The sequence below is a fragment of the Xanthomonas axonopodis genome, from assembly GCF_001304695.1.
Taxonomy (GTDB): Bacteria; Pseudomonadota; Gammaproteobacteria; order Xanthomonadales; family Xanthomonadaceae; genus Xanthomonas; species Xanthomonas axonopodis.
In genome coordinates this window covers 29,133-54,849 of record NZ_JFAQ01000068.1, presented here as the reverse complement: position 1 = coordinate 54,849, position 25,717 = coordinate 29,133, and the positions used below count along the sequence as shown (strand labels likewise).

24 protein-coding genes and 1 tRNA gene are annotated in these 25,717 nt (G+C 63.1%); 24 read left to right on the top strand and 1 reads right to left on the bottom strand.

The window, feature by feature from the left end; genetic code table 11:
- Window positions 1-265 precede the first annotated feature (265 nt).
- From accD to XAXN_RS07410, 7 genes are all read left to right on the top strand, one after another.
- Entirely contained in the window at window positions 266-1,153 is an 888-nt protein-coding gene (gene accD, locus XAXN_RS07445) for an acetyl-CoA carboxylase, carboxyltransferase subunit beta (RefSeq protein WP_054319072.1), read from the top strand.
- Window positions 1,150-2,499 carry a phosphoglucosamine mutase gene (gene glmM, locus XAXN_RS07440; protein WP_054319071.1) on the top strand — a complete coding sequence of 450 codons (1,350 nt, stop codon included), beginning with the start codon at window positions 1,150-1,152 and terminating at the stop codon, window positions 2,497-2,499. The genes accD and glmM overlap by 4 nt, the downstream gene beginning before the upstream one ends.
- Window positions 2,500-2,621: 122 nt before the next feature.
- Window positions 2,622-3,560, top strand: coding sequence for an isopenicillin N synthase family dioxygenase (locus tag XAXN_RS07430; RefSeq protein ID WP_054319070.1), 939 nt, complete (start codon window positions 2,622-2,624; stop codon window positions 3,558-3,560).
- Window positions 3,561-3,770: 210 nt separating this feature from the next.
- Entirely contained in the window at window positions 3,771-4,454 is a 684-nt protein-coding gene (locus XAXN_RS07425) for a methylamine utilization protein (RefSeq protein ID WP_054319069.1), read from the top strand.
- Window positions 4,451-6,817 (top strand): putative bifunctional diguanylate cyclase/phosphodiesterase, encoded by a 2,367-nt coding sequence (locus XAXN_RS07420; protein ID WP_054319068.1) that lies wholly within the window; start codon window positions 4,451-4,453, stop codon window positions 6,815-6,817. Before XAXN_RS07425 ends, XAXN_RS07420 begins: the two co-directional genes overlap by 4 nt.
- The gene (locus XAXN_RS07415) at window positions 6,814-7,686 is read left to right on the top strand and encodes a DUF3034 family protein (protein WP_054319067.1); all 873 of its coding nucleotides are present in this window, start codon (window positions 6,814-6,816) and stop codon (window positions 7,684-7,686) included. Before XAXN_RS07420 ends, XAXN_RS07415 begins: the two co-directional genes overlap by 4 nt.
- On the top strand, window positions 7,686-8,114 hold the full coding sequence (locus tag XAXN_RS07410; RefSeq protein ID WP_054319066.1) for a group I truncated hemoglobin: 429 nt from the start codon (window positions 7,686-7,688) through the stop codon (window positions 8,112-8,114). The genes XAXN_RS07415 and XAXN_RS07410 overlap by 1 nt, the downstream gene beginning before the upstream one ends.
- Before the next feature lie 206 nt (window positions 8,115-8,320).
- Here XAXN_RS07410 and XAXN_RS07405 read toward each other — a convergent pair whose 3' ends face one another.
- Window positions 8,321-9,121, bottom strand: a complete 801-nt coding sequence (locus XAXN_RS07405; protein ID WP_054319065.1) for an SDR family NAD(P)-dependent oxidoreductase — start codon at window positions 9,119-9,121, stop codon at window positions 8,321-8,323.
- Window positions 9,122-9,233: 112 nt separating this feature from the next.
- On the opposite strand from XAXN_RS07405, the gene tpiA reads away from it, so the two are divergent.
- The 17 genes from tpiA to nuoN all read left to right on the top strand — a co-directional run bounded on the left by tpiA (window position 9,234) and on the right by nuoN (window position 25,560).
- Window positions 9,234-9,989 carry a triose-phosphate isomerase gene (gene tpiA / locus XAXN_RS07400; protein WP_054319064.1) on the top strand — a complete coding sequence of 252 codons (756 nt, stop codon included), beginning with the start codon at window positions 9,234-9,236 and terminating at the stop codon, window positions 9,987-9,989.
- Window positions 9,990-10,022: 33 nt separating this feature from the next.
- Entirely contained in the window at window positions 10,023-10,496 is a 474-nt protein-coding gene (secG, locus tag XAXN_RS07395) for a preprotein translocase subunit SecG (RefSeq protein WP_054319063.1), read from the top strand.
- Between the two features lie 49 nt (window positions 10,497-10,545).
- Window positions 10,546-10,630: transfer RNA gene (locus XAXN_RS07390), tRNA-Leu, on the top strand.
- A 102-nt stretch (window positions 10,631-10,732) separates the two neighbouring features.
- On the top strand, window positions 10,733-11,089 hold the full coding sequence (locus XAXN_RS07385; protein WP_003485539.1) for an NADH-quinone oxidoreductase subunit A: 357 nt from the start codon (window positions 10,733-10,735) through the stop codon (window positions 11,087-11,089).
- On the top strand, window positions 11,080-11,634 hold the full coding sequence (locus tag XAXN_RS07380) for a NuoB/complex I 20 kDa subunit family protein (protein WP_054319062.1): 555 nt from the start codon (window positions 11,080-11,082) through the stop codon (window positions 11,632-11,634). The genes XAXN_RS07385 and XAXN_RS07380 overlap by 10 nt, the downstream gene beginning before the upstream one ends.
- Window positions 11,635-11,671: 37 nt before the next feature.
- Complete coding sequence (locus XAXN_RS07375) at window positions 11,672-12,424, top strand: NADH-quinone oxidoreductase subunit C (RefSeq protein ID WP_054319061.1); 753 nt, start codon at window positions 11,672-11,674, stop codon at window positions 12,422-12,424.
- Window positions 12,421-13,728: an NADH-quinone oxidoreductase subunit D gene (locus XAXN_RS07370; protein WP_054319060.1), complete on the top strand. Its 1,308-nt coding sequence runs from the start codon at window positions 12,421-12,423 to the stop codon at window positions 13,726-13,728. Before XAXN_RS07375 ends, XAXN_RS07370 begins: the two co-directional genes overlap by 4 nt.
- Window positions 13,725-14,252, top strand: coding sequence for an NADH-quinone oxidoreductase subunit NuoE (gene nuoE / locus XAXN_RS07365; RefSeq protein WP_003485548.1), 528 nt, complete (start codon window positions 13,725-13,727; stop codon window positions 14,250-14,252). The genes XAXN_RS07370 and nuoE overlap by 4 nt, the downstream gene beginning before the upstream one ends.
- 3 nt (window positions 14,253-14,255) lie before the next feature.
- Window positions 14,256-15,590 (top strand): NADH-quinone oxidoreductase subunit NuoF, encoded by a 1,335-nt coding sequence (gene nuoF / locus XAXN_RS07360; protein ID WP_054319059.1) that lies wholly within the window; start codon window positions 14,256-14,258, stop codon window positions 15,588-15,590.
- Window positions 15,587-17,821, top strand: a complete 2,235-nt coding sequence (nuoG, locus tag XAXN_RS07355; protein ID WP_054319058.1) for an NADH-quinone oxidoreductase subunit NuoG — start codon at window positions 15,587-15,589, stop codon at window positions 17,819-17,821. The genes nuoF and nuoG overlap by 4 nt, the downstream gene beginning before the upstream one ends.
- Window positions 17,818-18,909: an NADH-quinone oxidoreductase subunit NuoH gene (gene nuoH, locus XAXN_RS07350; RefSeq protein WP_054319057.1), complete on the top strand. Its 1,092-nt coding sequence runs from the start codon at window positions 17,818-17,820 to the stop codon at window positions 18,907-18,909. The genes nuoG and nuoH overlap by 4 nt, the downstream gene beginning before the upstream one ends.
- A gap of 3 nt (window positions 18,910-18,912) precedes the next feature.
- Window positions 18,913-19,401 (top strand): NADH-quinone oxidoreductase subunit NuoI, encoded by a 489-nt coding sequence (gene nuoI / locus XAXN_RS07345; RefSeq protein WP_003485557.1) that lies wholly within the window; start codon window positions 18,913-18,915, stop codon window positions 19,399-19,401.
- A 4-nt stretch (window positions 19,402-19,405) separates the two neighbouring features.
- Window positions 19,406-20,068: an NADH-quinone oxidoreductase subunit J gene (locus XAXN_RS07340; RefSeq protein ID WP_174515552.1), complete on the top strand. Its 663-nt coding sequence runs from the start codon at window positions 19,406-19,408 to the stop codon at window positions 20,066-20,068.
- Window positions 20,065-20,370 (top strand): NADH-quinone oxidoreductase subunit NuoK, encoded by a 306-nt coding sequence (gene nuoK, locus XAXN_RS07335; RefSeq protein ID WP_005914274.1) that lies wholly within the window; start codon window positions 20,065-20,067, stop codon window positions 20,368-20,370. The genes XAXN_RS07340 and nuoK overlap by 4 nt, the downstream gene beginning before the upstream one ends.
- A gap of 7 nt (window positions 20,371-20,377) precedes the next feature.
- A complete protein-coding gene (gene nuoL, locus XAXN_RS07330; RefSeq protein WP_054319056.1) occupies window positions 20,378-22,540 on the top strand; it encodes an NADH-quinone oxidoreductase subunit L in 2,163 nt (720 codons plus the stop codon).
- A gap of 20 nt (window positions 22,541-22,560) precedes the next feature.
- Entirely contained in the window at window positions 22,561-24,063 is a 1,503-nt protein-coding gene (locus tag XAXN_RS07325; protein ID WP_054319055.1) for an NADH-quinone oxidoreductase subunit M, read from the top strand.
- A gap of 36 nt (window positions 24,064-24,099) precedes the next feature.
- Window positions 24,100-25,560 carry an NADH-quinone oxidoreductase subunit NuoN gene (nuoN, locus tag XAXN_RS07320; RefSeq protein ID WP_054319073.1) on the top strand — a complete coding sequence of 487 codons (1,461 nt, stop codon included), beginning with the start codon at window positions 24,100-24,102 and terminating at the stop codon, window positions 25,558-25,560.
- Window positions 25,561-25,717 lie beyond the last annotated feature (157 nt).

Sequence of the window (25,717 nt, the reverse complement as noted above, 5' to 3'; positions counted from 1 at the left end):
AGCATGGGATCAAACACCTAGAGGCAATGGGGCCGGGGGGCAGGCGCAGCCACATGCACCCAACCCACTGCGCCGCATCGCGCCACCGCAGCCGCCGCGATCCGTTCGCGGTCATCCTGCGCAGAGACTCCGGCCGCCCAAGCGCGGAAGTCTCTGCGCCAGATTCCGCATTCATGACCCTGGCTACCTTGGCATTCCCACGGCGCGTTAGACTGTCGCCCCTCTGCGGCCCGCCAGGCCGCCCTGCATGGATTGTCATACACGCATGAGCTGGCTCAGCAAATTGATGCCTTCCGGCATCCGCACCGAAAACACTCCGGCCAAGAAGCGCAGTGTCCCCGAGGGACTGTGGGAAAAGTGCAGCAATTGCGGCAGCGCGCTGTACGGCCCGGAACTCGAAGAAAACCTCGAGGTGTGCCCGAAATGCGATCACCACATGGCGATCCGCGCCCGCGCGCGCCTGAATTCGCTGTTCGACCCGGACACCGCGACCACTGAAATCGCCGCGCAGCTCGGGCCGGTCGACGCGCTCAAGTTCAAGGACCAGAAGCGCTACGGCGAACGTATCAAGGCCAGCCAGAAGGCCAGCGGCGAATACGACGCGCTGATCGCCATGCGCGGCACGCTGAAGGGCAATCCGCTGGTCGCCGCTGCTTTCGATTTCGCCTTCATGGGCGGCTCGATGGGGTCGGTGGTCGGCGAGCGCTTTGCGCGTGCGGCCGAAGTGGCGCTGGAAGTCGGCTGCCCGTTCGTGTGCTTTTCCGCCAGTGGCGGCGCACGCATGCAGGAAGGCCTGTTCTCGCTGATGCAGATGGCCAAGACCTCGGCCGCGCTCGGACGCCTGCGCGAAGCCGGCCTGCCGTATATCTCGGTGCTGACCCATCCCACCACCGGCGGCGTGTCGGCCTCGTTCGCGATGCTCGGCGATATCAACATCGCCGAGCCGCATGCGCTGATCGGCTTTGCCGGCCCGCGCGTGATCGAACAGACGGTGCGCGAAACGCTGCCCGAAGGTTTCCAGCGCTCGGAGTTCCTGCTGGACCACGGCGCCATCGACCAGATCTGCGACCGCCGCCAGATGCGCGACCGCATCGCCGAGCTCACCGCGATGATGATGCGGCAGCCGCGCCCGCAAGACGCCGACGCCGCATGAGCGCACGCAAGTATTTCGGCACCGACGGCATCCGCGGTCGGGTAGGGCAGGGCGTGATCTCGGCCGATTTCGTGCTGCGCTTGGGCAATGCACTTGGCCGGGTGCTGACCCGGGGCCACAGCAAGCGGCCGTTGGTGCTGATCGGCAAGGACACCCGCATTTCCGGCTACATGTTCGAAGCGGCGCTCGAAGCTGGCCTGGTTGCCGCCGGTGCCGATGTGCAACTGATCGGGCCGATGCCGACCCCGGCCATCGCCTTTTTGACCAGCACGCTGCGCGCCGATGCGGGGGTGGTGATCAGCGCCTCGCACAATCCGCATTACGACAACGGCATCAAGTTCTTCTCCGCCGAAGGCGAGAAGCTCGACGACGCCACCGAAGCGGCGATCGAAGCGGCGTTGGACGAGCCGTTCCACACGGTGGAATCGGAGCGGCTGGGCAAGGCCATCCGCACGCGTGACGCGATCGGCCGCTATATCGAATTCTGCAAGGCCAGCGTGGCGCGCGGTTTCACCCTGCACGGGTTGAAGATGGTGCTGGATTGCGCGCACGGCGCCACCTATCACATCGCACCCATGCTGTTTCGTGAGCTGGGCGCCGACGTGATGGTTATCGGCGCCGCGCCGGACGGGCTCAACATCAACGCCGGTGTGGGCTCGACCCATATCGAGAATCTCGCTGCGAAGGTGCGCGAGTGTGGTGCGCATCTGGGCATTGCCTTCGACGGCGACGGCGACCGCGTGCTGATGGCCGACGACCAGGGCAACCCGGTCGATGGCGACGATCTGCTGTACGTGCTCGCGCGCTCGTGGCAGGCCAGCGGCCGGCTGACGGGTACCGTGGTCGGCACCTTGATGACCAATTACGGTCTGGAACAGGCATTGGCAGCACTGAACATTCCGTTCCAGCGCGTCAAGGTCGGCGACCGCTATGTGCATCAAGCCCTGGTCGAAGGCGGCGGCACCTTGGGCGGCGAAACGTCCGGTCACCTGCTGTGCCTGGACCGTGCCAGCACCGGCGATGGCATCGTCAGCGCGCTGCAGGTGCTCGAGGCGCTGGGTCGCGACGGGCAGAGCCTGCGCGAGGCGCTCGGCAGCCTGAACAAGGTGCCGCAGAAGACCGTCAACGTGCGCCTGGATGGCGGCGCCGCCAAGGCCATCGTGGAAGCGGCCAACGTGCAACAGGCATTGCAGCAGGCGCAAGCCGCCGTTCAAGGTCGCGGCCGTGCGTTCCTGCGCCCGTCGGGCACCGAGCCGGTGGTGCGGGTGACCGTGGAAGCCGACGACGCCGGCCTGATGCAGGACACGCTCGACCGGCTCTCGGGTGCAGTGCGTGACGCGGCGTGAGTCGATCGTCATTGGCGTCTGCGTGGTCATCGCCAAGGCCGCGACGTTTTACCTGTTGTATCGCCTGCTGATCTGATCAGCAGGTTTTTTCGACCTTTTCGACCTTGACTGCAGACATCCGTATGAGCGCGCGCATCCCCACGCTGGATATCACCCGTTTCGATACCGACCGCGATGCCTTCGTGGCCGAGCTCGGAGCGGCTTATCGGCAGTGGGGCTTTGCCGGCATCCGCAATCACGGCATCGCCCAGGCCGACATCGACGCCGCCTACGAGGTGTTCAAGGCGTTCTTCGCGTTGCCGGAAGCGACCAAGCGCCGTTATCACATGGAAGGCAGCGGCGGCGCGCGTGGCTACACCGCGTTCGGTGTGGAAACCGCCAAGGATTCCAAGCACTTCGACCTCAAGGAGTTCTGGCACATCGGTCGCGAGATTCCGGACGATTCGCCGTACCGTGCAGTGATGCCGCCGAATCTGTGGCCCAGCGAAGTGCGTGGTTTCCGCGAGCGCGGCTACCAGCTGTACCAGCAACTGGATCAACTGGGTTCGCGCGTGCTGTCCGCGCTGGCGCTGCATATCGGCCTGCCGCAGGACTATTTCGTCGACAAGACCAACAACGGCAATTCGATCCTGCGGCCGATCCATTACCCGCCGATCACCAGCGACGACATCTCTAACGTGCGTGCCGGTGCGCATGGCGACATCAATTTCATCACCTTGCTGGTGGGTGCCAGTGCCGCCGGCCTGGAAGTGCGTTCCCACGATGGCGAATGGGTGCCGTTCACTGCCGACGCCGACACCATCGTGGTCAACATCGGCGACATGCTGCAGCGCCTGACCAACCATGTATATCCGTCCACCATCCACCGCGTGGTCAATCCGCCTGGAGAGCAGGCGCGCCAGCCGCGCTATTCGGTGCCGTTCTTCCTGCACCCCAATCCGGATTTCCTCATCGACGTGCTGCCCTCGTGCATCAGTGCCGATAATCCCAGCCCGTATCCGGAGGCGATCACGGCGCATGGTTTCCTGGAAGAGCGTCTGCGCGAGATCAAGCTGAAGTAATCCAGCGCGCGTCGGAATACGTTGCGCGCAGCCAATCGCTGTGTTCGCAATAGGGCTGGTGACGATTGCCACATATTTGCTCATGAATTTCCGCTCGCGTCCGGTTAAAGCTTGCGTTCACTCCCGCCGATAACCCAGTCTGATCGCTAGCGCGACGTCGGACTCGCCTGGCGCCCGCTACCGATTGCATAAGGTTGGGGACGCTTGCGCATGCGATGGTTCAAACGGGTGGGTGCGATGTGTGTGCTGGCGGCGTATGTCGCCTCAGGGGCGGTAGCGGCCACGTCGGTTGTCGTGACCGTGGCCGACGCCAATGGCGTGTTGGTCGATGCGGTCGTGAGTCTGGAGCCTGCGCGGCCGGTTGCGCCTGGCGCGGTCAAGACCGTGGAAATGGACCAGATCAACTCGCAGTTCGTGCCTGCCGTGCTGGCAGTGCGCACCGGGACCCTGGTGCGCTTTCCGAACAAAGACCAGATTCGCCATCAGGTCTATTCGTTCTCGCCGGCCAAGCGCTTCGAACTGCCATTGTTCCAGGGCACTACGGCTACGCCGGTGCGTTTCGATCAGGCTGGCCTGGTCACCATTGGCTGCAATATCCACGATTGGATGCTGGGGTACATCGTGGTGCTGGAGACGCCGTACTTCGGCAAGACCGGCAGCGATGGCCACGTCCAGCTTGACGCGCCTGCGGGCAATTACACGCTGCGCGTCTGGCACCCGCGCATCAAGGGCGCTGCCAGCAGCGAGCCGTTGGTGATCACGCGCGAGCCAGTGCAGCGCCGCGTGACCCTGCAGACCACCGGCACCGCGCCGGCCGTGGCGCCACCGGATGCGCGCGCGCGCGCGCTGCAGGACAAGTTCCGTAACGCCGACCCGAAGAAGCCACGCCCATGAGGTCGATGCGCCTGCATACCCGCATCGCGGCCGTGCTGGTGCTGGTCGTGCTTGCCACGCAGGCGCTGACATTCCTTGCCGTGCAGGTGGCCACCGAGCGCAGCGTCAAGGCGCAGCTTGGCGAAGAGCTGGAGATCGGGCAGCGGGTCTGGCAACGCATCAATATGCGCCGCGACGAACAGTTGCTGCAGTCGGCGTCGGTGCTGGCCGACGACTTCGGGTTTCGTGCGGCCGTCGCCAGCGGCGATGTGCCGACCATGCAATCGGCCCTGCGCAACCACGCCGCGCGCATGTCCGCGCAAACCGCGCTGTTGCTGTCGCCCGATGGGCAATTCTTGACCGGCCTGGCCGAGGTCCCGCAGGCCGAACAGCTGCGTGCGGTGCAGGCATTGCTGGAACAGGCACAGCGCGATGGACGCGCGGTCGGCGTGGTGGCGCTGAATCAACACATCGTGCGGTTGGCAGTGGTGCAGGTGCTGGCGCCGAACCGCGTCGGCTGGATCGGGATCGGCAACGAATCCGGCGATGGCCTGGCGCAGGATTTCCGCACCACTACCGGGCTGGATGCGACCTTCTTCACCGATGGTCCGCCGGTGCGCGTGCTGGCCTCCACCCTGGAGCCCTCGGCGCGCGCCCAATTTGCGCAGCAACTGCCCCTGGCCGAAAAGGAGCAGGCTGCATCGATCCCGCTGACGCTGGACCAGGCGCGTTATCTGGTCAGACTGCAATCGATCCAGGGCGACAGCCAGGTGCGGGTGGCGTTGCAGGCATCGCTGGATCGCGCCGTGGCGCCGTACCGCATCCTCAAGCTGCGTATTCTGCTGCTGGCAGGCTTGGCCACGGTCGCTGCATTGGGCGTGGCGATTTTTCTTGCGCGCAGCGTGAGCAAACCGGTTGCGCAATTGGTGCAGGCCGCACGGCGCATTCAGCGCGGCGATTACCGCACCGCCGTGCAGGTGCCGCCGGGCCGCGAACTCGCCGAATTGGCCGACAGTTTCGGGCGCATGCAACACCAGATCGCCAGCCGCGAACAGCACATCCTGCATCAGGCCCGCCATGACGCCTTGACCGGGTTGCCAAACCGGATTTGGTTGCTGGAGCGCTTGAAGGACGTGGTGGATCAGACCGTGGCATCCGGCGGCACCGCCGCGGTGCTGATCCTGGATCTGGAGCGCTTCAAGGAACTCAACGACAGCCTGGGCCACGACTTCGCAGACCAGGTGTTGGTCGAAGCCGGGCGCCGGCTCGTCGATGTGGTGCAAGCGCCCAATCTGGTGGGCCGGCTGGGGAGCGATGAATTCATGGTGGTGGTGGCGCAAGCGGATGCGGCCAGCGTGCAGCAGGATGCGCAGCATCTGCTGTTGCAATTGCGCCGCCCGCTGGTGTTGCCGCAGGCGCGCATCCAGCTCGAAGCCAGCATCGGCATCGCCTTGATTCCCGAGCACGGTGCCGACCCGGACACCTTGTTGCGCCGGGCCGACATCGCACGGCGGCAAGTCGGCACGACATCCACCTTCGGCGCCAGTGTCTACCGCATGGGCCAGGACGAACAGCATCTGCGGCGTCTGCGCCTCACTGGCGACTTGCGTCAGGCCATCGGCGCCAACGAACTCACCTTGCGCTTCCAGCCCAAGATTTGTCTGCGCACCGATCATGTCGAACAGGTCGAAGTGCTGGTGCGCTGGCATCATCCGGTGCTCGGGCCGATCGGCCCGGACGAATTCATTCCGCTCGCCGAACACTCCGGCGTGATCCATCCGCTCACCCGCTTCGTGCTGGACGAAGCGCTGCGCTGCCAGGCGCAATGGCGCGAGCACGGGCTGGTACTGGGCATGGCGATCAACCTGTCCGCACTGGATCTGTCCGACCCCGGCTTGCCCGACTTCGTGCGCAGCCGTTTGGAGCATCACGCCGTGCCCGCGCAGTCGGTCACGCTGGAATTGACCGAAAGCGCCCTGATGCGTGATGTCGAATTCGCGCTGCACATGCTGCATCAGTTGCGCGGTGTGGGTGTGCGCCTGTCCATCGACGACTTCGGCACCGGCTATTCCTCGTTGGCCCAACTCAAGCGCATGCCGGTGAACGAATTGAAGATCGACAAGAGTTTCGTCATGCAGTTGGCCGAAGGCACCGACGATGCCTTCATCGTCCGCAGCACGATCGATCTGGGGCATAACCTGGGGCTGAGCGTCATCGCCGAAGGCGTCGAAAACACCGCGGCCCTCGCCCTGCTGCGCGGCTACGGCTGCGACATGGTGCAGGGCTATCTGTATTCGCCACCGCTGGAAGAAGCGCCGCTGGTGGCCTGGTGCATGCGCCAACTCGGCATGACCGCGCCAGCGCATGCAGGTGTGCGGCGATGAGCGTGCATCTGCGTGTTGCGTTCCTTGCTGCTGCGGTGACCGGCGTGTTCGCGCCGCTGCATGCCCTGGCCGGCGACGGGCGCCTGCTCGCCACCGGCGTCGTATCGATGATCGAAGGCAGTAGCGGCGGCGGCATCGTGCCGTGGGCCACATTGTCGGGTTACGGGACGCGCGACGAACTCGGTACCGTCGTATTCGCAACGCACGTGGATAGCGGCGATTACCGTCTCGACGTGCAGGGCGCCGCGCTCACGGTCGGCAATCGGCTGGAGCTGTCGCTTGCCCGCCAGCGTCTGGATCTGGGCACCTTGCAGGACCGGCTCGGCTTGCCATGGAATGCGCTTGGCCAGGACGTGTTCGGTGCCAAGTGGCGCTTGGCCGGCGATCTTGTGTACGGACATGCGCCGCAAGTCAGCCTGGGCGTGCAATACAAGCGCTTGCGCAACGGCACCTTGCCGTTGGCGATCGGTGCGCGCGACGATCACGGCACCGATATCTACGTCAGCGCGAGCCGCCTGTTGCTGCAGGGCGCCGGCGGATATCAGCTGCTGCTCAACGGCACCTTGCGCGCTACCCGCGCCAACCAGACTGGCTTGCTCGGCTTCGGCGGCGATCGCCGCAATAGCTATCGTTTGGTGCCCGAGGTCAGTGCTGCGGTGGTGTTTTCGCCGTCTTGGGCTGTGGGCGCGGAATATCGCGACAAACCCAATAACCTCGGCTTCGCGCGCGAGCAAGCGTGGGCAGATGCGTTCGTCGCCTGGTTCCCCAGCAAGCATGTGTCGTTGACCGCCGCCTGGGCCGATCTTGGCGATATCGCCACGCTTGCCGATCAGCGCGGTCCTTATCTCTCTTTGCAGGTGGCGTTTTGATGAACCGATGGTTGCGCTGGTTGTTGCTATGCATGCTGGGCTTGACGAGTGCCTGCGCCAGCACGCAACCGCGGCAGACGCTGTACGACGAGCTCGACGGCCAGGCCGGCATCGAAGCGCTGGTGGAAACCATGCTCTCGCGCATCGCCGACGACCCACGCATCGTCGACAAATTCGCACGCGTCAATATCGTCATGCTCAACGATCGGCTGGTGCAGAAGTTCTGTCATGTCGCCGACGGCCCATGCCCGGACACCACCAAGTCGATGCAGCAGGCACATGCGCACCTGGCCATCCGCGAAGGCGACTTCAATGCCTTGGTCGAAGATCTGAACTGGGCCATGGATCAGCGCAAGATTCCGCGTCGCACGCAAAATCGCCTGCTGGCGCGCCTGGCGGCCATGCACGGCGAGATCGTCAACCACTGAGAACAGTGAGTGGTTCTTAGCGCTGGCGGCAAGGCGTGTGAGCTGACGCTGACTTGGACTTGCATGCGCGTGCATCCACATCATTTGACGCTCGAGACCTGCGCCTGCGTGGTCGTCGCAAATTCTCCGATCGCCCAGGTTGAAGTCAGGCCCGAAGTGCTGCCGAGCACAGGCGATCTCTTCTGCACACGCAGCCTGCCGGTGCGTCAAGCCAGCGGCCGCACCCGATGCGAACCGCGCGCCATCAGGCGTAGCGCAAACGCATGCGGCAACAGCCGCAGTGCTGCGTTGATCAGCCGATAGCGCCAGCCCGGCACCGCCAGCACCTGGCCGCGTTCCAGTGCGGCGATTCCATATTCGGCCACCGCGTCGGCCTGCAGCCAGGCCCAGGCGGGCAGGGTGGACATCGCCTCGCGGGTGCCGGTCACGTCGTGGAATTCGGACCAGGCAAAGCCCGGGCACAGTGCGCACACCTTGACCGCGCGATCGGCGTTTTCCAGTGCCAGCGATTCGCTGAAGCGCAGCATGAAGCTCTTGCTGGCCGCATACAGGGTCTGCCCATCGGCGCTGGGCGTCAGTGCGGCGAACGAGGCCACGTTGAGAATGCGGCCCTGGCCGCTGGCACGGATCATGGGCAGCAGTCTCCAGGTCAGCTCGCACACCGCGCCCACCATCACCTGCAGGAAGCGCGCATGCGTGGTCCAGTCGTTGTGCAGGTAGCGGCCCGGCACGCCGTAGCCGGCGTTGTTGACCAGTGTGCCCACGGTCCAGCCGTTGCGCTGGATCTGTGTTGCCAGCGCTTCGGCCGCGGTCGGGTCGGCCAGGTCGGCCGGCAGCACTTCCACCCGAACCGTGCTGCGCAATTCCTCGGCCAATGCCTGCAGCCGGTCTACCCGGCGTGCGGTCAGGATCAGCGGCATGCCACGCCTGGCATAGGCGCGCGCAATCTCGCGGCCAATGCCGCTAGATGCGCCGGTGATCAAGGCGAAGACAGGCGAAACGGACATGGCAGGTTCCTGGAAGGGGAGGAGAAAGACATCTGGCGGACAGAAGTGTGCCGGTTGCCGACAGGCCTTGGGCTATTCTGTTGCCTGTCTTCAACTCAGGAACCTGCGCCTGATGCGTCGAAAGATCGTTGCCGGAAATTGGAAGCTGCATGGCAGCCGCGCCTTCGCCACCGAACTGGTGGCCAAGGTGGCCGCGCACATGCCCCTGGAGGGTGTCGAAGTCGTCATCCTGCCGCCACTGCCTTACCTCGGCGATCTGATCGAGGATTTCGAGGCCTATCACCTGTCGTTCGGAGCCCAGGACGTCAGCAGCAACGAGAAGGGCGCCTACACCGGCGAGGTATCGGCCTCCATGCTGGTCGATGTCGGTGCCGGCTATGGGCTGGTCGGCCACTCCGAGCGCCGCCAATACCATCAGGAGAGTAGCGAACTGGTGGCGCGCAAGTTCGCCGCCGCCATCCATGCCGGGCTGATCCCGGTGCTGTGCGTGGGCGAATCGCTGGAACAGCGTGAAGCCGGTCAGACTGAGGCAATCCTACGTGCCCAGCTCGACCCGGTCCTGGCGCTGGTCGGCAGTGCCGGTTTCGCAGGCGCGGTGCTGGCCTATGAACCGATCTGGGCCATTGGCACCGGCCGCACTGCCACCCCGGAGCAGGCCCAGGCCGTGCACGCCTTCCTCCGTGGCGAAGTCGCGAAGGGGGATGCTAGAATAGCCGATTCGTTGCCCATCCTGTACGGGGGCAGTGTCAAGCCCGACAACGCCGGTGAGCTGTTCGCACAGCCTGACGTCGATGGCGGGCTGGTCGGCGGCGCATCACTGGTCGCCGAAGATTTCCTGGCCATCGCACGCGCGGCGGCCGCGTGCTAACCCATTAAGTTTTGTCCGGGGACGGATTTCGAAATGCTGATGTTGATCCTCAATGTGGTCTACGTGCTGGTCGCCCTGGCGATGATTGCGCTGATCCTGATGCAGCGTGGCGCAGGTGCGGCGGCCGGTTCCGGCTTCGGCGCCGGCGCGTCGGGCACCGTGTTCGGCTCGCAGGGTGCGTCGAACTTCCTGTCCAAGTCGACCAAGTGGCTGGCGGTGGTGTTTTTCAGCATCAGCCTGTTCATGGCCTGGTATGCCACGCACGGCGCACGTCCGACGGATCAGAACCTGGGCGTGATGTCGCAGTCGGCAACCCCGGCGCCGGCCGGCGCCGGCGAGCTCACCCCGCCGTTGCCGCAGGCTCCGGCCGCAGGTGCGGTGCCGACCGCTCCGTCGCAGCCTGCTCCGGCCGCCGCTCCGGCGGCAGCGCCTGTGCAGTCCGCACCGGCGCAGCCGGCGCCTGCAGCACGCGAAGAAAACGCTTCAGAACCAGCACAAAAACGCTGAAGCCGGTTACAATACGCTGCGCACTGGGATACCCAGCGGCGCAACGTATGCCCAGGTGGCGGAATTGGTAGACGCACTACCTTGAGGTGGTAGCGACTTAGGTCGTAGGGGTTCGAGTCCCCTCTTGGGCACCATTGTTTGGCTGCAGTTCCTGCGCATCGCTTGTCGCGCGCGGGGTCTGCCTATACCCCATGCCGGCACGCGGCGCGTGCGGGCAGAGGCAAGAGAGAATCGCTGTGCTGGCCGAATATTTGCCGAGTCTGCTGTTTCTGATCGTCGCCACCGGTATCGGCATCGTGCTGATGCTGGTCGGTCGATTCCTCGGTCCGCGTAGCCCGGACCCGCGCAAGCTCTCGCCTTACGAGTGCGGCTTCGAAGCCTTCGAAGACGCGCGCATGAAGTTCGATGTGCGCTACTACCTGATCGCGATCCAGTTCATCGTGTTCGATCTGGAAATCATCTTCATCGTGCCGTGGACGCAGGTGTTCATGGAGATCGGCGCACGTTCGCTGGTCACCATGGGCCTGTTCGTCGGCATGTTGTTCCTCGGCTTTATCTACGTGTGGAAGAAGGGAGCGCTGGAATGGGAGTGATTCAGACCCTGGATAGTCTGATGACCAACCCGATGCCGGAAGGCCGGGTGGAAGACATCCTGCGCCCGGAAGGCGAAAACCCGTTGCTCGAAAAGGGCTACGTGACCACCAGCGTCGACGCCCTGCTGAACTGGGCACGCACCGGTTCGATGTGGCCGATGACCTTCGGCCTGGCGTGCTGCGCCGTCGAAATGATGCATGCGGGCGCCTCGCGCCTGGATCTGGACCGCTACGGCGTGGTGTTCCGCCCGTCGCCGCGCCAGTCCGACGTGATGATCGTGGCCGGTACCCTGGTCAACAAGATGGCCCCGGCGTTGCGCAAGGTCTACGACCAGATGCCAGATCCGAAGTGGGTCATTTCGATGGGCAGCTGCGCCAATGGCGGCGGCTACTATCATTATTCGTATTCGGTGGTGCGCGGTTGCGACCGCATCGTGCCGGTGGACATCTACGTCCCGGGCTGCCCGCCGACCGCCGAGGCGCTGATCTACGGCATCCTGCAGCTGCAGAAGAAGATCTGGCGTACCCAGACGATCGCGCGCTGACACCCGTCTTCCTTCTACCGAGAGCAGCCAAGCCCCCATGGCAGAGCAAGCATCCTCCTTCACTGACCGACTTGCGACACGTTTTGCCGGTGCGCAGATTGCTTTGGCATTGCCGCGCGGCGAAGTGACGCTGGAAGTCGCTGCCGCCGATTGGCACGCCACCTGTCTGGCACTGCGTGACGAGCTCGGTTTCGAACAGCTCAGCGACCTGTGCGGCGTCGATTACCTCGGCTATGGCAGCGACGAGTGGGATACCGCCGACGTGTCGTCGCAAGGCTTCAGTCGCGGCGTGGAGGGCAAGGCGGTCGGTCGTTTCGCCTGGGGCGAATTCCCCAGCCAGGAAAGCTCCGCTGGCACGCAGCCGCAGCAGCTGCCCAAGCAGCGTTTTGCCGTGGTCGCGCAGCTCATTTCCTACCAGCACAACCAGCGCTTGCGCGTGCGTTGCTATGCACCGGACGAGCAGGTGCCGATGGTGGCGTCGGTGACCGATATCTGGCCCGGTGTGAACTGGTTCGAGCGCGAGGCGTTCGACCTGTTCGGCATTGTGTTCGATGGGCACCCGGATCTGCGCCGCATCCTGACCGACTACGGATTCGTTGGTCACCCGTTCCGCAAGGACTTCCCGCTGATCGGCAACGTCGAAGTGCGTTACGACGAGGGGCGCAAGCGCGTGGTGTACGAGCCGGTAACTTCGGTCGAGCCGCGCGTCGGCGTGCCGCGTGTCATTCGCGACGATGCCCGTTATGAGACTGCCGCTGGTGAAGTGGGCAAGTCGGAGACTGCCAAGTGAGTGAGTTCCGCCAGGCAACCGATGCCTTCGCGAGCAATCCTGTCGAAAACAAGCAGGAAATCCGCAATTACACGATGAACTTCGGCCCGCAGCATCCTGCGGCGCACGGCGTGTTGCGCCTGATCCTGGAAATGGACGGCGAGACCGTGGTGCGTGCCGATCCGCATATCGGCCTGCTGCACCGTGGCACCGAGAAGCTGGCCGAGTCCAAGCCGTTCAACCAGTCGGTTCCGTATATGGATCGTCTGGATTACGTGTCGATGATGTGTAACGAGCACGCCTACGTGCGCGCGATCGAATCCCTGATGGGGATCGAAGCGCCCGAGCGTGCGCAGTACATCCGCACCATGTTCGACGAAATCACCCGCATCAAGAACCACTTGATGTGGGTCGGTTCCAATGCGCTCGATCTGGGTGCGATGGCGGTGATGCTGTATGCATTCCGCGAGCGCGAAGAACTGATGGACGTCTACGAGGCGGTCAGTGGCGCGCGCATGCACGCTGCCTACTACCGTCCCGGCGGCGTCTACCGCGATCTGCCCGATCGCATGCCGCAGTACAAGGAGTCGCGTTGGCACAAGGGCGGTGCGCTGAAGAAGCGTAATGCGGGGCGCGAAGGCACCATGCTGGACTTCCTGGAGGAGTTCACCAACACCTTTCCGGCACGCGTGGACGAATACGAGACCCTGCTGACCGATAACCGCATCTGGAAGCAGCGCACTGTGGATGTGGGCATCATCAGCCCGGATCTGGCGCGCGCCTGGGGCATGACCGGTCCGATGCTGCGTGGTTCGGGTATCGAGTGGGATCTGCGCAAGAAGCAGCCCTATGCCAAGTACGACGCAGTGGATTTCGATATCCCGGTCGGCACCAACGGCGACTGCTATGACCGCTACCTGGTGCGCGTGGCTGAGATGCGCGAATCCAACCGCATCATCAAGCAGTGCGTGAAGTGGCTGAAGGCCAACCCCGGCCCGGTCATGGTCACCAATTTCAAGGTCGCTCCGCCCAGCCGCGAAGGCATGAAGGACGACATGGAAGCGCTGATCCATCACTTCAAGCTGTTCAGTGAAGGCTATTGCGTGCCGGCCGGCGAAACCTATAGCGCGGTCGAAGCGCCCAAGGGCGAGTTCGGTTGCTACCTGATGTCAGACGGCGCCAACAAGCCGTTCCGCGTGCATCTGCGCGCGCCGGGTTTTGCGCATCTGTCGTCGATGGACGCGGTGGTGCGTGGCTATTTGCTGGCCGACGTCGTGGCGATGATCGGTACTTACGATTTGGTTTTCGGTGAGGTTGACCGATGAAGGCGACGGGTAATTTCGAAGCGGCGCGCGATGTCGATCCGCAGGTGGTGCTGAGCGACAAGACGCGCGCGCACATCGATCACTGGCTGACCAAGTTCCCGCCGGACCGCAAGCGTTCGGCGGTGCTGCAGGGTCTGCATGCTGCGCAGGAACAGAACCAGGGCTGGCTGACCGACGAATTGATTGTGGGCGTGGCCAAGTATCTGGAACTGCCGCCGGTATGGGCCTACGAGGTCGCCAGCTTCTACTCGATGTTCGAGACCGAACGCGTCGGTCGCCATAACGTGGCGTTCTGCACCAATATCAGCTGCTGGCTCAATGGCGCCGAAGACCTGTTGGCCCATGCAGAAAAGAAGCTGGGGTGCAAGCTGGGTCAATCGACGGCCGATGGCCGCGTCTACCTCAAGCGCGAAGAAGAGTGCCTGGCGGCCTGCTCCGCGGCGCCGATGATGGTCATCAATGGCCACTATCACGAGCACCTGACGAAAGAAAAGGTCGACGCGCTGCTGGACGGGCTGGAGTAAGACATGGCACATCATCACGCACCCTCGGGCCCGATCGGTCCGGCGCCGCAGCCGCATCAGGTCGTCTACACGACCCTGCACTACGACACTCCGTGGTCGTATGAGAGCTATCTGAAAACCGGTGGCTACGCCGCGCTGCGCAAGATCCTCGAAGAGAAGATCCCGCCGGCCGATGTCATCGAAATGGTCAAGGCGTCGAACCTGCGCGGCCGTGGCGGCGCGGGCTTCCCGACCGGGCTGAAGTGGTCGTTCATGCCCAAGGGCACGATGCAGAAATACATCCTGTGCAACTCGGACGAATCCGAGCCGGGCACCTGCAAGGACCGCGACATCCTGCGCTACAACCCGCATTCGGTGGTGGAGGGCATGGCGATCGCCTGCTACGCCACCGGCTCGACGGTGGGCTACAACTACCTGCGTGGCGAGTTCCACCACGAGCCGTTCGAAAACTTCGAGCTGGCGCTGGCCGATGCCTATGCCAACGGCTGGCTGGGCAAGAACATCCTCGGCAGCGGCGTGGATATCGATATCTACGGTGCGCTGGGTGCCGGTGCCTACATCTGCGGCGAAGAAACCGCACTGATGGAATCGCTGGAAGGCAAGAAGGGCCAGCCGCGCTACAAGCCGCCGTTCCCGGCGAACTTCGGCCTGTATGGCAAGCCGACCACCATCAACAACACCGAGACCTATGCGTCGGTGCCGGCGATCATTCGCAACGGCCCGGAGTGGTTTCTCGGTTTGAGCAAGACCAAGAACGGCGGCCCGAAGATCTTCTCGGTATCCGGCTGCGTGCAGAAGGGTGGCAACTTCGAAGTGCCGCTCGGCACCACCTTCGACGAATTGCTGGAAATGGCCGGCGGGCTGCGCCCGGGTCGCAAGCTCAAGGGCGTGGTGCCTGGCGGCGTGTCGATGCCCGTGCTGACGGCCGACCAGGTCGCTGGCCTGCAGATGGATTACGACACCTTGCGTGCGCTGGGTACCGGTCTGGGTTCGGGTGCCATCGTGGTGCTGGACGACAGCGTCTGCTGCGTACGCTTTGCCTGCCGCATCTCGCAGTTCTTCCACAAGGAATCCTGCGGCCAGTGCACACCGTGCCGCGAGGGCACCGGCTGGATGCACCGCGTGCTGGAGCGCATCGTCGCCGGCAAGGCCACGATGGAAGACCTGCATCAGCTGCGCACTGTTGCCGGCCAGATCGAAGGCCACACCATCTGCGCGTTCGGCGAAGCGGCGGCCTGGCCGATTCAAGGCTTCCTGCGCCAGTTCTGGGACGAGTTCGAGTACTACATCGTCAACGGTCGTTCTATCGTCGATACGCAAGTCGGAGTGGCTGCATGAGCGCCCAATCAGTGAACCCGAACGTACCACCGGACCATGTCACCATCGAGATCGATGGGCAGTCCCTGGTGGTGCCGAAGGGCTCGATGATCATCCAGGCGGCCGACAAGGCCGGCATCCCGATTCCGCGCTTCTGCTACCACGAGAAGCTGCCGATCGCTGCCAACTGCCGTATGTGCCTGGTCGATGTCGAAAAGTCACCCAAGCCGTCGCCTGCCTGCGCCACGCCGGTGATGGATGGCATGAAGGTCACCACGCGCAGCGAGAAGGCGCTGAAGTACCAGCGCAGCGTGATGGAATTCCTGCTGATCAATCACCCGCTGGATTGCCCGATCTGCGATCAGGGCGGCGAGTGCGAGTTGCAGGACGTCTCGCTCGGCTACGGTCGTTCGGTGAGCCGCTTCAACGAGCGCAAGCGTGTGGTGCCGGACGAGGACATCGGTCCGCTGGTCGCCACCGAAATGACCCGCTGCATCCAGTGCACCCGCTGCGTGCGTTTCACCGCAGACATCGCCGGCACCTATGAGCTGGGTGGCATGTATCGCGGCGAAAACCTGCAGATCGGCACCTACGACGGCAAGCCGCTGACCACCGAAATTTCCGGCAACGTCATCGACGTCTGCCCGGTGGGCGCGCTGACCAACAAGGTGTTCCAGTTCCGCGCACGTCCGTGGGAACTGATGGCGCGCGAATCGCTGGGTTATCACGATGCGATGGGCTCGAACCTGTTCCTGCACGTGCGTCGTGGCGAAGTGCTGCGCACCGTGCCGCGCGAGAACGAAGCGGTCAACGAATGCTGGCTATCCGACCGCGACCGTTATTCGCATCAGGGCCTGTACGCCGAAGACCGTGCGGTGAAGCCGCTGAAGAAGGTCAACGGGCAGTGGACCGAGGTGAGCTGGGCCGAAGGTCTGGCCGCCGCCACGCAGATTCTACGCGAAAACGCCGGCGATTCGCTTGGCGTGCTCGTGCATCCGTCCACCTCCAACGAAGAGGGCGCATTGCTCGCGCGTCTGGCCGAAGGGCTGGGCAGCGGCAATCTGGATCACCGTCTGCTGAACCGCGACTTCTCCGACGCGGCAGTGGCCGAGCCGTTTGCCACGCCGCTGGCCGAGATCGAGCAGGCCGACGTGGTCGTACTGTTTGGCACCAATGTGCGGCATGAGCTCCCGTTGCTGCATGCACGTCTGCGCAAGGCGCACATCCAGAACCGTACGCAGATTCACTCGGTCAACCCGGTCGACTTCGATTTCGCCTTCACCCAGGCAAGCCGCACCTTGGTGGCGCCGTCGCAGTTGGCGGGTGCACTGAGCGATGCGACGCTGCGCGATACGGTCAAGGCCGCAAGTCGCGCCGTGATCGTGGTCGGCGCGTTGGCCGAAAATCATCCGCAGGCTGCCGCGCTGCGTGCCGCCGCACGCGATTTTGCTGCCGCAACCGGCGCCTCGCTGTGCCGCATCCCGCAGGGTGCCAACGCCGTGGGACTGGTGTCGCAGGGCGTGCTGCCCACCGCGCGCGATGTCGCCGGCATGCTGGCTCAGCCGCGTCAGGGGTACGTGTTGTACGGCATCGAGCCGGGCCTGGATTTTGCCGACGCCGCCGCTGCACGCAGCGCGCTGGCAGGTGCCAAGGTCGTCGCCTTCAGCCAGTTCGCCTGTGCGTCGACGCGCGATGTGGCGGACGTGATTCTGCCGATCGGCGCATTGCCGGAAATCGATGCCTCGCTGACCAATCTCGATGGTCGTGTGCAGACCGCGTGTGCTGCAGGCCGCTTGCCTGTCGAAGCGCGCGAGGGCTGGCGCGTGTTGCGTGCACTTGGCGGTGAACTGGGTCTGCCCGGTTTCGAATTCATCGACCTGGTCGGCCTGCGCGCCGGCATGCAGAACCGCAGCGTGACGCCGACGACCTCCGCACAGCCAGCGGCCGCAAGTAACGGTCTGGACGTTGCTGCAACGGCAGCGATCTATCGCACCGATGCGGTGGTGCGTCGCGCCGCTGCGCTGCAGTCGCATCCGCTCAACATCGCGCCGTGCGTGGCGATGCATCCGGAGCAGGCGACGCAGTTGCAGGTCCAGGTTGGTCAGATGGTCAAGGTCGGTACCGATGCCGGTAAGGCAACGTTGCCGGTGGTGCTGGACAAGCGCGTCGCAGCGGGCACGGTGTGGATCGAATCCGGCCATGTCGCAACCGCGCCGCTCGGTGCCGGTCGTGTAACGGTGGTGGCTGCATGAACGAATTGCTGTTGAACCTGGTCGACCCCTTGCACCAGTGGTTCCTGGGGTTGGGCGATGGCGGCGTGGTGCTGTGGTCGGTATTGAAGATCCTGCTGATTGCCTTGCCGGTGATCGTGACGGTGGCCTTCTACGTGGTCTGGGAGCGCAAGCTGATCGGCTGGATGCACGTGCGTCACGGGCCCATGTACGTGGGTATGGGCATCTTCCAGGCCTTCGCCGACGTGTTCAAACTCCTGTTCAAGGAGATCGTGCAGCCAACTAGCTCGCACAAGGCGATGTTCGTCATCGCACCGCTGCTGACACTGGCGCCGGCCTTCGCCGCTTGGTCGGTGGTGCCGTTCGACGCGAAGCTGGTGTTGTCCAATGCCAATGTCGGCCTGCTGTACCTGCTGGCGATGACCTCGCTGGGCGTGTACGGCATCATCCTGGCCGGCTGGGCGTCGAACTCGAAGTACGCTTTCCTGGGCGCGATGCGTTCGGCCGCGCAGGTGGTGAGCTACGAAATCGCGATGGGTTTTGCGCTGGTCGGTGTGATGATTGCCTCCGGCAGCGTCAACCTGAGCCAGATCGTGTTCGCGCAGGCCGGCAACTCCGGCTTCTTCGACTGGTTCCTGATTCCGCTTTTCCCGTTGTTCATCGTGTACTGGGTTTCTGGCGTCGCTGAGACCAACCGCGCACCGTTCGACGTGGTGGAAGGCGAGTCGGAAATCGTTGCCGGTCACATGGTGGAATATTCGGGCGGCGCGTTCGCACTGTTTTTCCTGGCCGAATACGCCAACATGATCCTGGTCAGCTTCCTGATCTCGATCTTCTTCCTCGGCGGTTGGTTGAGCCCGATCCAGGGCTGGGTCAATGCGGACATTTCGCCGTTGATCGACTGGTTGTGGAAGGGCGGCTGGCCGTGGCTGCTGATGAAGGTGTTCTTCTTCGCCAGTGCCTACATCTGGTTCCGCGCCAGCTTCCCGCGTTACCGCTACGACCAGATCATGCGTCTTGGCTGGAAGGTCTTCATTCCGCTCACGATCGTGTGGATCGCAGTGACGGCGTTGATGGTGTTTTACGGCGTGATCCAGAAGGGCGTGTAATCGATGAACAAGATCACCCATTACTTCAAGAGCCTGCTGCTGCTCGAATTGCTCGGCGGTTTGTGGCTGACGTTGAAATACACGTTCAAGCCCAAGTACACCGTGCTCTATCCGATGGAGAAGTTCCCGCAGTCGCCGCGTTTCCGTGGTTTGCACGCCCTGCGGCGCTACCCCAACGGTGAAGAGCGCTGCATCGCCTGCAAGCTGTGCGAAGCGGTGTGCCCGGCGCTGGCGATCACCATCGACTCGGCCAAGCGCGAAGACGGCACCCGCCGCACCACACGCTACGACATCGACCTGTTCAAGTGCATCTTCTGCGGCTTCTGCGAAGAAAGCTGCCCGGTGGACTCGATCGTCGAAACGCACATCCTCGAGTACCACTTCGAGAAGCGTGGCGAGAACATTGTCAACAAGCCGCAGTTGCTAGCGATCGGAGACCGGTTAGAAACCGAGATCGCCGAGCGTCGCGCTGCCGATGCCGCCTTCCGTTGAGGTCATGATGGACTGGGTCACTATTGCTTTCTACGCCTTCTCCGCCGTCGCGGTCGTGTCCGCCGGTGCGGTGATCAGCGTGCGCAACCCGGTATACGCCGTGTTGTGCCTGATCCTCACGTTCTTCTCGATGGCATGCATCTGGTTGCTGGTCGGGGCTGAATTCCTCGGCGTGACGCTGGTGCTGGTCTACGTCGGCGCGGTGATGGTGCTGTTCCTGTTCGTGGTGATGATGCTGGACATCGACACCAGCCGCCTGCGCGAGGGTTGGGTCAGGTACATGCCGCTTGGCGTCATCGTGGCGGTTGCCATGCTCGCGCAGATGGTCACGTTGATCGGTGTCAAGGCGCGCAGCGCCACGCCCTTCCCGGCATACAACGCGGCTGCGCAAGCTGCAGACAGCTCGAACCTGACCTGGTTGGCCAAGAGCCTGTACACCGAGTTTCTGCTGCCGTTCGAATTTGCGGCAGTGATCCTGACGGTGGCGGTGGTGGCCGCAGTGATGCTGACCCTGCGCAAGCGCACTGGCATCAAGTTGCAGAATGCCGGCGAGCAGTCGCGGGTGAAGGCGGGCGACCGTCTGCGCATGGTCAAAATGGCGGTTGAAAAGCCGGTACAGGTTGCGCCGAAGATCGACGCGGCCGACGGACAGGAGGCGAAGTCTTGATTACCTTGGGCCACCTGCTCGGACTGGGCGCGGTGCTGTTCTGCATCTCGCTGGCCGGCATCTTCCTCAACCGCAAGAACGTCATCGTGCTGCTGATGTCGATCGAGTTGATGCTGCTGTCGGTCAACGTCAACTTCATCGCCTTCTCGCGCGAGCTTGGCGATACCGCCGGTCAGTTGTTTGTGTTCTTCATTCTGACGGTTGCCGCTGCGGAGGCTGCAATCGGCCTTGCAATCCTGGTGACTCTGTTCCGCACGCGCCGCACGATCAATGTGGCCGAAGTCGATACGTTGAAGGGCTGACCTGTAGATGGAAATCACTCTCTCCAAGAGTCTGTTGATTGCAGTGGTGCTTGCACCGCTGGTCGGCAGCATCATCGCCGGCCTGTTAGGGCCCCAGGTGGGGCGCAAGGGCGCGCAGTACGTCACCATCCTCGGTGTTGCGGTCAGCTGCGTGTTGTCGTGCCTGACGCTGTATCAGCTGGTGGAGCAGGGTGCCAGCCCGTTCAACCAGAACCTTTACACGTTCTTTGATGTCGGCAATTACTCGGCACATGTCGGTTTCATGGTCGACCGCCTGACCGCAATGATGATGGTGGTGGTGACATTCGTGTCGCTGCTGGTGCACATCTACACCATCGGCTACATGGAAGAAGACCAGGGCTACCAGCGCTTCTTCAGCTACATTTCGTTGTTCACCTTCTCCATGCTCACGCTGGTGATGAGCAATAACTTCCTGCAGCTGTTCTTCGGCTGGGAAGCGGTGGGGCTGGTGTCGTACCTGCTGATCGGTTTCTGGTTCAAGCGCCCGACCGCCGTGTTCGCCAACATGAAGGCGTTCCTGGTCAATCGCGTCGGCGACTTCGGTTTCATCCTCGGTATTGCCGGCGTGCTGTTGTGGTTCGGCTCGTTGGATTACTCCACCGTGTTCGCCAATGCGACCACCATGGCCGGTGCCAAGGTGCAGCTGTTTGCCGGCCACGAATGGAGCGTCATGACGCTGATCTGCATCTGCCTGTTCATCGGTGCGATGGGCAAGTCGGCCCAGGTGCCGTTGCACGTGTGGCTGCCGGACTCGATGGAAGGCCCGACCCCGATCTCGGCGCTGATCCATGCCGCAACCATGGTGACCGCCGGCATCTTCATGGTGGCGCGCATGTCGCCGCTGTTCGAGCTGTCGGAAACCGCGTTGAACTTCATTCTGTTCATCGGTGCGACCACTGCCTTCTTCACCGGCCTGATCGGCATCGTGCAGAACGACATCAAGCGAGTGGTGGCGTATTCCACGCTGTCGCAGCTGGGTTACATGACCGTGGCATTGGGCGTATCGGCCTATTCGGCAGCCGTGTTCCACCTGATGACGCATGCCTTCTTCAAGGCGCTGCTGTTCCTGGCGGCTGGCTCGGTGATCATCGGCATGCACCACGAGCAGGACATGCGCAAGATGGGCGGCTTGCGCAAGTACATGAAGGTGACCTACTGGACCAGCGTGATCGGTACCCTGGCGCTGGTCGGTACGCCGTTCTTCTCCGGGTTCTACGCGAAAGACACCATCATCGAAGCGGCCGCGCATCATGCGCATGAGTCGCATAACTGGGTCGCGACCTATGGCTATTGGGCTGTGCTAGGCGGCGTATTGGTGACCAGCTTCTACAGCTTCCGTCTGCTGTTCCTGACCTTCCATGGCAAGGAACGTTTTCGCGACGCCCATGCGCACGATGCACATTCGCATCACGACAGCGCGCACACCGATGCAGAAGCACAGGTTCACTCGCACGATGCGCATGACGTGCACGCGCACGATAGCCACGACGATCACGGACATGGCCACCACGGTGCGCACGAGCCGCACGAGTCCAAGTGGGTGGTCACGCTGCCGTTGATCCTGCTGGCGATCCCGTCGGTGGCGATCGGTTTCTTCACCATCGGCCCGATGTTGTTCGGTACCGACTGGCAGGGCCACCATGCAGCGCACGCCATGCAGGGCCAGGCAGTTTCGTTCTTCACCGGCATCGTCGATTTCTACGATCCGGCACGCGATACCGTTGGTGCATTGGCCGAAGAGTTCCATGGTCCGGTTGCATTCGCACTGCATGGCATGCTGGCCGCTCCGTTCTTCCTGACGGTTGCGGGCCTGTTGCTGGCGGCGCTTTTCTACCTCTGGAAGCCGGAGCTGGCCACCAAGTCGCGCAAGGCGTTCGCGCCGATCGTGTGGCTGCTGGAAAACAAGTACGGCTTCGACAAGCTGTGGATCAATGGCTTCGCCGGTGGCGGTGTTGTCCTTGGCAAGGCGTCACGTGCCGCCGATACCCATGTGGTCGACGGTGTGGTCGTCAATGGTTCTGCCCGACTGATCGACCTGGCTGCAAATCTGCTGCGTCGCACGCAATCCGGTTTCCTCTATCACTACGCCTTCGCAATGATCATCGGTTTGATCGCCTTGTTGGCGGTACTGATGCATTTCTGGCGTTGACCTGTACGGAATAAGAAAACGTGTCGAACTGGCCTTTACTGTCTATCTTGATCTGGCTGCCGATTATCGGTGGCGCCCTGATCCTTGCGTTGCGCAACGCCGAGACTGCCCGCTGGGCATCCTTGGCGGTGGCGGTGGCGACCTTTGTGCTGAGTCTGCCGCTGCTGGGCTACGACACCGCCAATGACGCGATGCAGTTCATCGAACTGCATGCCTGGATTCCGGCCTACAACATCGGCTACAACCTGGGCGTGGACGGCATCGCGGTTGCGTTGATCGTGCTGACCACGCTGGTGACGGTGCTGGCCTTGATCGGCGCCTGGCGCTCGATCGACAAGCGTGTCAATCAGTACGTGGCTGCCTTCCTGATTCTGGAAGGCGTCACCGTCGGTATCTTCGCCGCGACCGACGCGATGTTGTTCTACGTATTCTTCGAAGCCATGCTGATCCCGATGTTCCTGATCATCGGTGTCTGGGGCGGTCCGCGGCGCATCTACGCGGCGATGAAGTTCTTCCTCTACACATTCCTCGGCTCGGTGCTGATGCTGGTGGGCCTGGTGTATCTGTATCTGAAGGGCGGCAGCTTCCAGTTGGCCGATCTCTACGCGCTGCAGCTGACCGCCAAGGAACAGACCTGGATCTTCTTCGCGTTCCTGATCGCCTTTGCGGTCAAGGTGCCGATGTTCCCGGTGCACACCTGGTTGCCGGATGCGCACGTCGAGGCGCCGACGGCCGGTTCGGTGATCCTGGCCGCCATCGCGCTGAAGATCGGTGGCTACGGCTTCCTGCGCTTCAACCTGCCGATCGTGCCCGATGCGAGTCACGAGTTCGCCTGGCTGGTCATCACGCTTTCGCTGATTGCGGTGATCTATGTCGGCCTGGTGGCGCTGGTACAGGACGACATGAAGAAGCTGGTGGCGTATTCGTCCATCGCGCACATGGGTTTCGTTACGCTCGGCACCTTTATCGCCTTCACCCTGGTACGCGAGTACGGCAGCACCGATGCTGCCCGTCTGGGCCTGCAGGGCGCGATGGTGCAGATGATTTCGCACGGTTTCGTGTCCGGTGCGATGTTCTCGTGCATCGGCGTGCTCTACGACCGCATGCATACCCGCCGCATCGCCGATTACGGCGGCGTGGTCAATGTGATGCCGTGGTTCGCCACCTTCTCCATGTTGTTCTTCATGGCCAATGCCGGCCTGCCGGGAACGAGTGGTTTTGTCGGCGAGTTCATGATCATCCTGGCCAGCTTCCAGAAGCACCCGCTGGTTGCTTTCGCTGCTGCCACCACGCTGGTGATCACCGCCGCGTACACGCTGTGGCTCTACAAGCGCGTGTTCTTCGGCGAAGTGGCCAATGCACACGTGGCCGAGCTGAAGGACATCAATGGCCGCGAAGCATTGGTGCTGGGGGTGTTCGCTGCTGGCGTGCTGGCCCTGGGCCTATACCCGAAGCCGCTGACCGATCTGATGGAACCATCGATCGCCAAGCTGGCAACCCAGATTGCCGCGACCAAGCTCTGACCGCTTGCCGTACGTTTTGATTTCCAGGATTTAATGATGACCACGCCGACGCTCGCGCCGTTGACCACCGCTGACCTAGGTCCGCTCGTTCCGGAGCTGGTGCTGATCGGCGGCGCCTTTGCACTGCTGATGCTCGACCTGTTCGTGAGCCAGCGGAACAAGGTCTTGACCCACCTGTTCTCCGTTGCCGTGCTTGCCGTGGTGCTCGTGTTGCTTGCGATCGGCACGGGCGGGCAGGGCGGTATCTTCAACGGGATGTTCGTCCGTGACACGGCGGCCGATGTCATGAAGACCGTGATCGTGCTGGTCAGCGGGTTGAGCCTGGTCTATGGCTGGACCTACCTGCGCGAGCGCAATCTCTACCAGGGCGAAATTCCGGTGTTGGTGCTGTTTGCCACTGCCGGCATGATGCTGCTGGCGTCGGCCGGTAGCCTGCTGATGGTCTATCTGGGCCTGGAGCTGCTGGCGCTATGTTCCTACGCACTGGTCGCCTCCAACCGCGACAATGGCCTAGCCACGGAAGCGGCGATGAAGTACTTCGTGCTCGGGTCGCTGGCGTCGGGTCTGCTGCTGTACGGCATGTCGCTGGTCTATGGCGCCACCGGTACGCTCAGCCTGGCCGGCATCCACGATGCGATCGAAGGCTCGAACGAGCGCACGTTGCTGCTGACCGGCACCATCTTCATGATCGCCGGCGTCGCCTTCAAGCTGGGCGCTGCGCCCTTCCATATGTGGCTGCCCGATGTGTATCAGGGTGCGCCTGCGCCGATCGCATTGTTCATTAGCTCGGCGCCCAAGCTTGCGGCGTTCGGTATGGCGTATCGCCTGCTGGAAGTCGGTATGGGCCCGCTGTCGCCGCAGTGGCATCTGCTGATCGGCGGCTTGTCGGCGGTGTCGCTGGTGGTCGGTAACCTGATGGCCATTGCGCAGAGCAATCTCAAGCGCATGCTCGCGTACTCGACGGTCTCGCACATCGGCTTCCTGCTGATGGGTGTGGTTGGCGGCGGTGAAGAGGGCTATGCGGCTGCCATGTTCTACGCGGTCAGCTACACCATCATGTCGACCGCGTCCTTCGGCGCCATCATCGCGCTGTCGCGCAATGGGTTCGAAGCGGAAAACATCGACGACTTCAAGGGACTCAACGCGCGTAATCCGTGGATGGCTGGCCTGGTGCTGTGCATCATGGCGTCGCTTGCAGGTATTCCGCCGTTCCTCGGCTTCTGGACCAAGCTGGCGGTGCTGGGCGCAGCAGTCAAGGGTGACATGCTATGGCTGGGATTGGTCGGTGTGATCTGCGCCGTGATCGGTGCCTACTACTACCTGCGTGTCATCAAGGTCATGTACTTCGACGAGCCGGTAGGCGAGCCGTTGCCGGCCAATAATGATCGTGTGCTGGGCACAGTGCTCGTCGTCAACGCGCTGGCCCTGCTTGCCCTTGGCCTGGCCTGGAGCCCGATCATGGTTTGGTGCCAGCACGCGTTCGCCGGTCTCGTGTAAGACCTGCGCGTCAACGCTCGGCTTTGCGCTGCCACATCGTGTGGATGGCATCACACTGAAATAAAACTGTATTTACAGTTTCGTTCTTGTTGCATTGCGGGTACTATTCGCCGCGACGTTGAACAGCCGTCACGCTGTTCAATAGATGAAAAACTAG

Excerpts from the sequence above, each read along its gene's own strand:
- XAXN_RS07380 (WP_054319062.1), top strand. The coding sequence starts at position 11,080 with ATGGGAGTGATTCAGACCCTGGATAGTCTGATGACCAACCCGATGCCG.
- nuoG (WP_054319058.1), top strand. The coding sequence starts at position 15,587 with ATGAGCGCCCAATCAGTGAACCCGAACGTACCACCGGACCATGTCACC.
- accD (WP_054319072.1), top strand. The coding sequence starts at position 266 with ATGAGCTGGCTCAGCAAATTGATGCCTTCCGGCATCCGCACCGAAAAC.
- nuoH (WP_054319057.1), top strand. The coding sequence starts at position 17,818 with ATGAACGAATTGCTGTTGAACCTGGTCGACCCCTTGCACCAGTGGTTC.
- tpiA (WP_054319064.1), top strand. The coding sequence starts at position 9,234 with ATGCGTCGAAAGATCGTTGCCGGAAATTGGAAGCTGCATGGCAGCCGC.
- XAXN_RS07425 (WP_054319069.1), top strand. The coding sequence starts at position 3,771 with ATGCGATGGTTCAAACGGGTGGGTGCGATGTGTGTGCTGGCGGCGTAT.
- XAXN_RS07420 (WP_054319068.1), top strand. The coding sequence starts at position 4,451 with ATGAGGTCGATGCGCCTGCATACCCGCATCGCGGCCGTGCTGGTGCTG.
- XAXN_RS07405 (WP_054319065.1), bottom strand. The coding sequence starts at position 9,121 with ATGTCCGTTTCGCCTGTCTTCGCCTTGATCACCGGCGCATCTAGCGGC.
- XAXN_RS07340 (WP_174515552.1), top strand. The coding sequence starts at position 19,406 with ATGATGGACTGGGTCACTATTGCTTTCTACGCCTTCTCCGCCGTCGCG.
- XAXN_RS07375 (WP_054319061.1), top strand. The coding sequence starts at position 11,672 with ATGGCAGAGCAAGCATCCTCCTTCACTGACCGACTTGCGACACGTTTT.
- nuoL (WP_054319056.1), top strand. The coding sequence starts at position 20,378 with ATGGAAATCACTCTCTCCAAGAGTCTGTTGATTGCAGTGGTGCTTGCA.
- nuoN (WP_054319073.1), top strand. The coding sequence starts at position 24,100 with ATGACCACGCCGACGCTCGCGCCGTTGACCACCGCTGACCTAGGTCCG.
- nuoI (WP_003485557.1), top strand. The coding sequence starts at position 18,913 with ATGAACAAGATCACCCATTACTTCAAGAGCCTGCTGCTGCTCGAATTG.
- glmM (WP_054319071.1), top strand. The coding sequence starts at position 1,150 with ATGAGCGCACGCAAGTATTTCGGCACCGACGGCATCCGCGGTCGGGTA.
- XAXN_RS07430 (WP_054319070.1), top strand. The coding sequence starts at position 2,622 with ATGAGCGCGCGCATCCCCACGCTGGATATCACCCGTTTCGATACCGAC.
- nuoF (WP_054319059.1), top strand. The coding sequence starts at position 14,256 with ATGGCACATCATCACGCACCCTCGGGCCCGATCGGTCCGGCGCCGCAG.
- secG (WP_054319063.1), top strand. The coding sequence starts at position 10,023 with ATGCTGATGTTGATCCTCAATGTGGTCTACGTGCTGGTCGCCCTGGCG.
- XAXN_RS07410 (WP_054319066.1), top strand. The coding sequence starts at position 7,686 with ATGAACCGATGGTTGCGCTGGTTGTTGCTATGCATGCTGGGCTTGACG.
- nuoE (WP_003485548.1), top strand. The coding sequence starts at position 13,725 with ATGAAGGCGACGGGTAATTTCGAAGCGGCGCGCGATGTCGATCCGCAG.
- XAXN_RS07415 (WP_054319067.1), top strand. The coding sequence starts at position 6,814 with ATGAGCGTGCATCTGCGTGTTGCGTTCCTTGCTGCTGCGGTGACCGGC.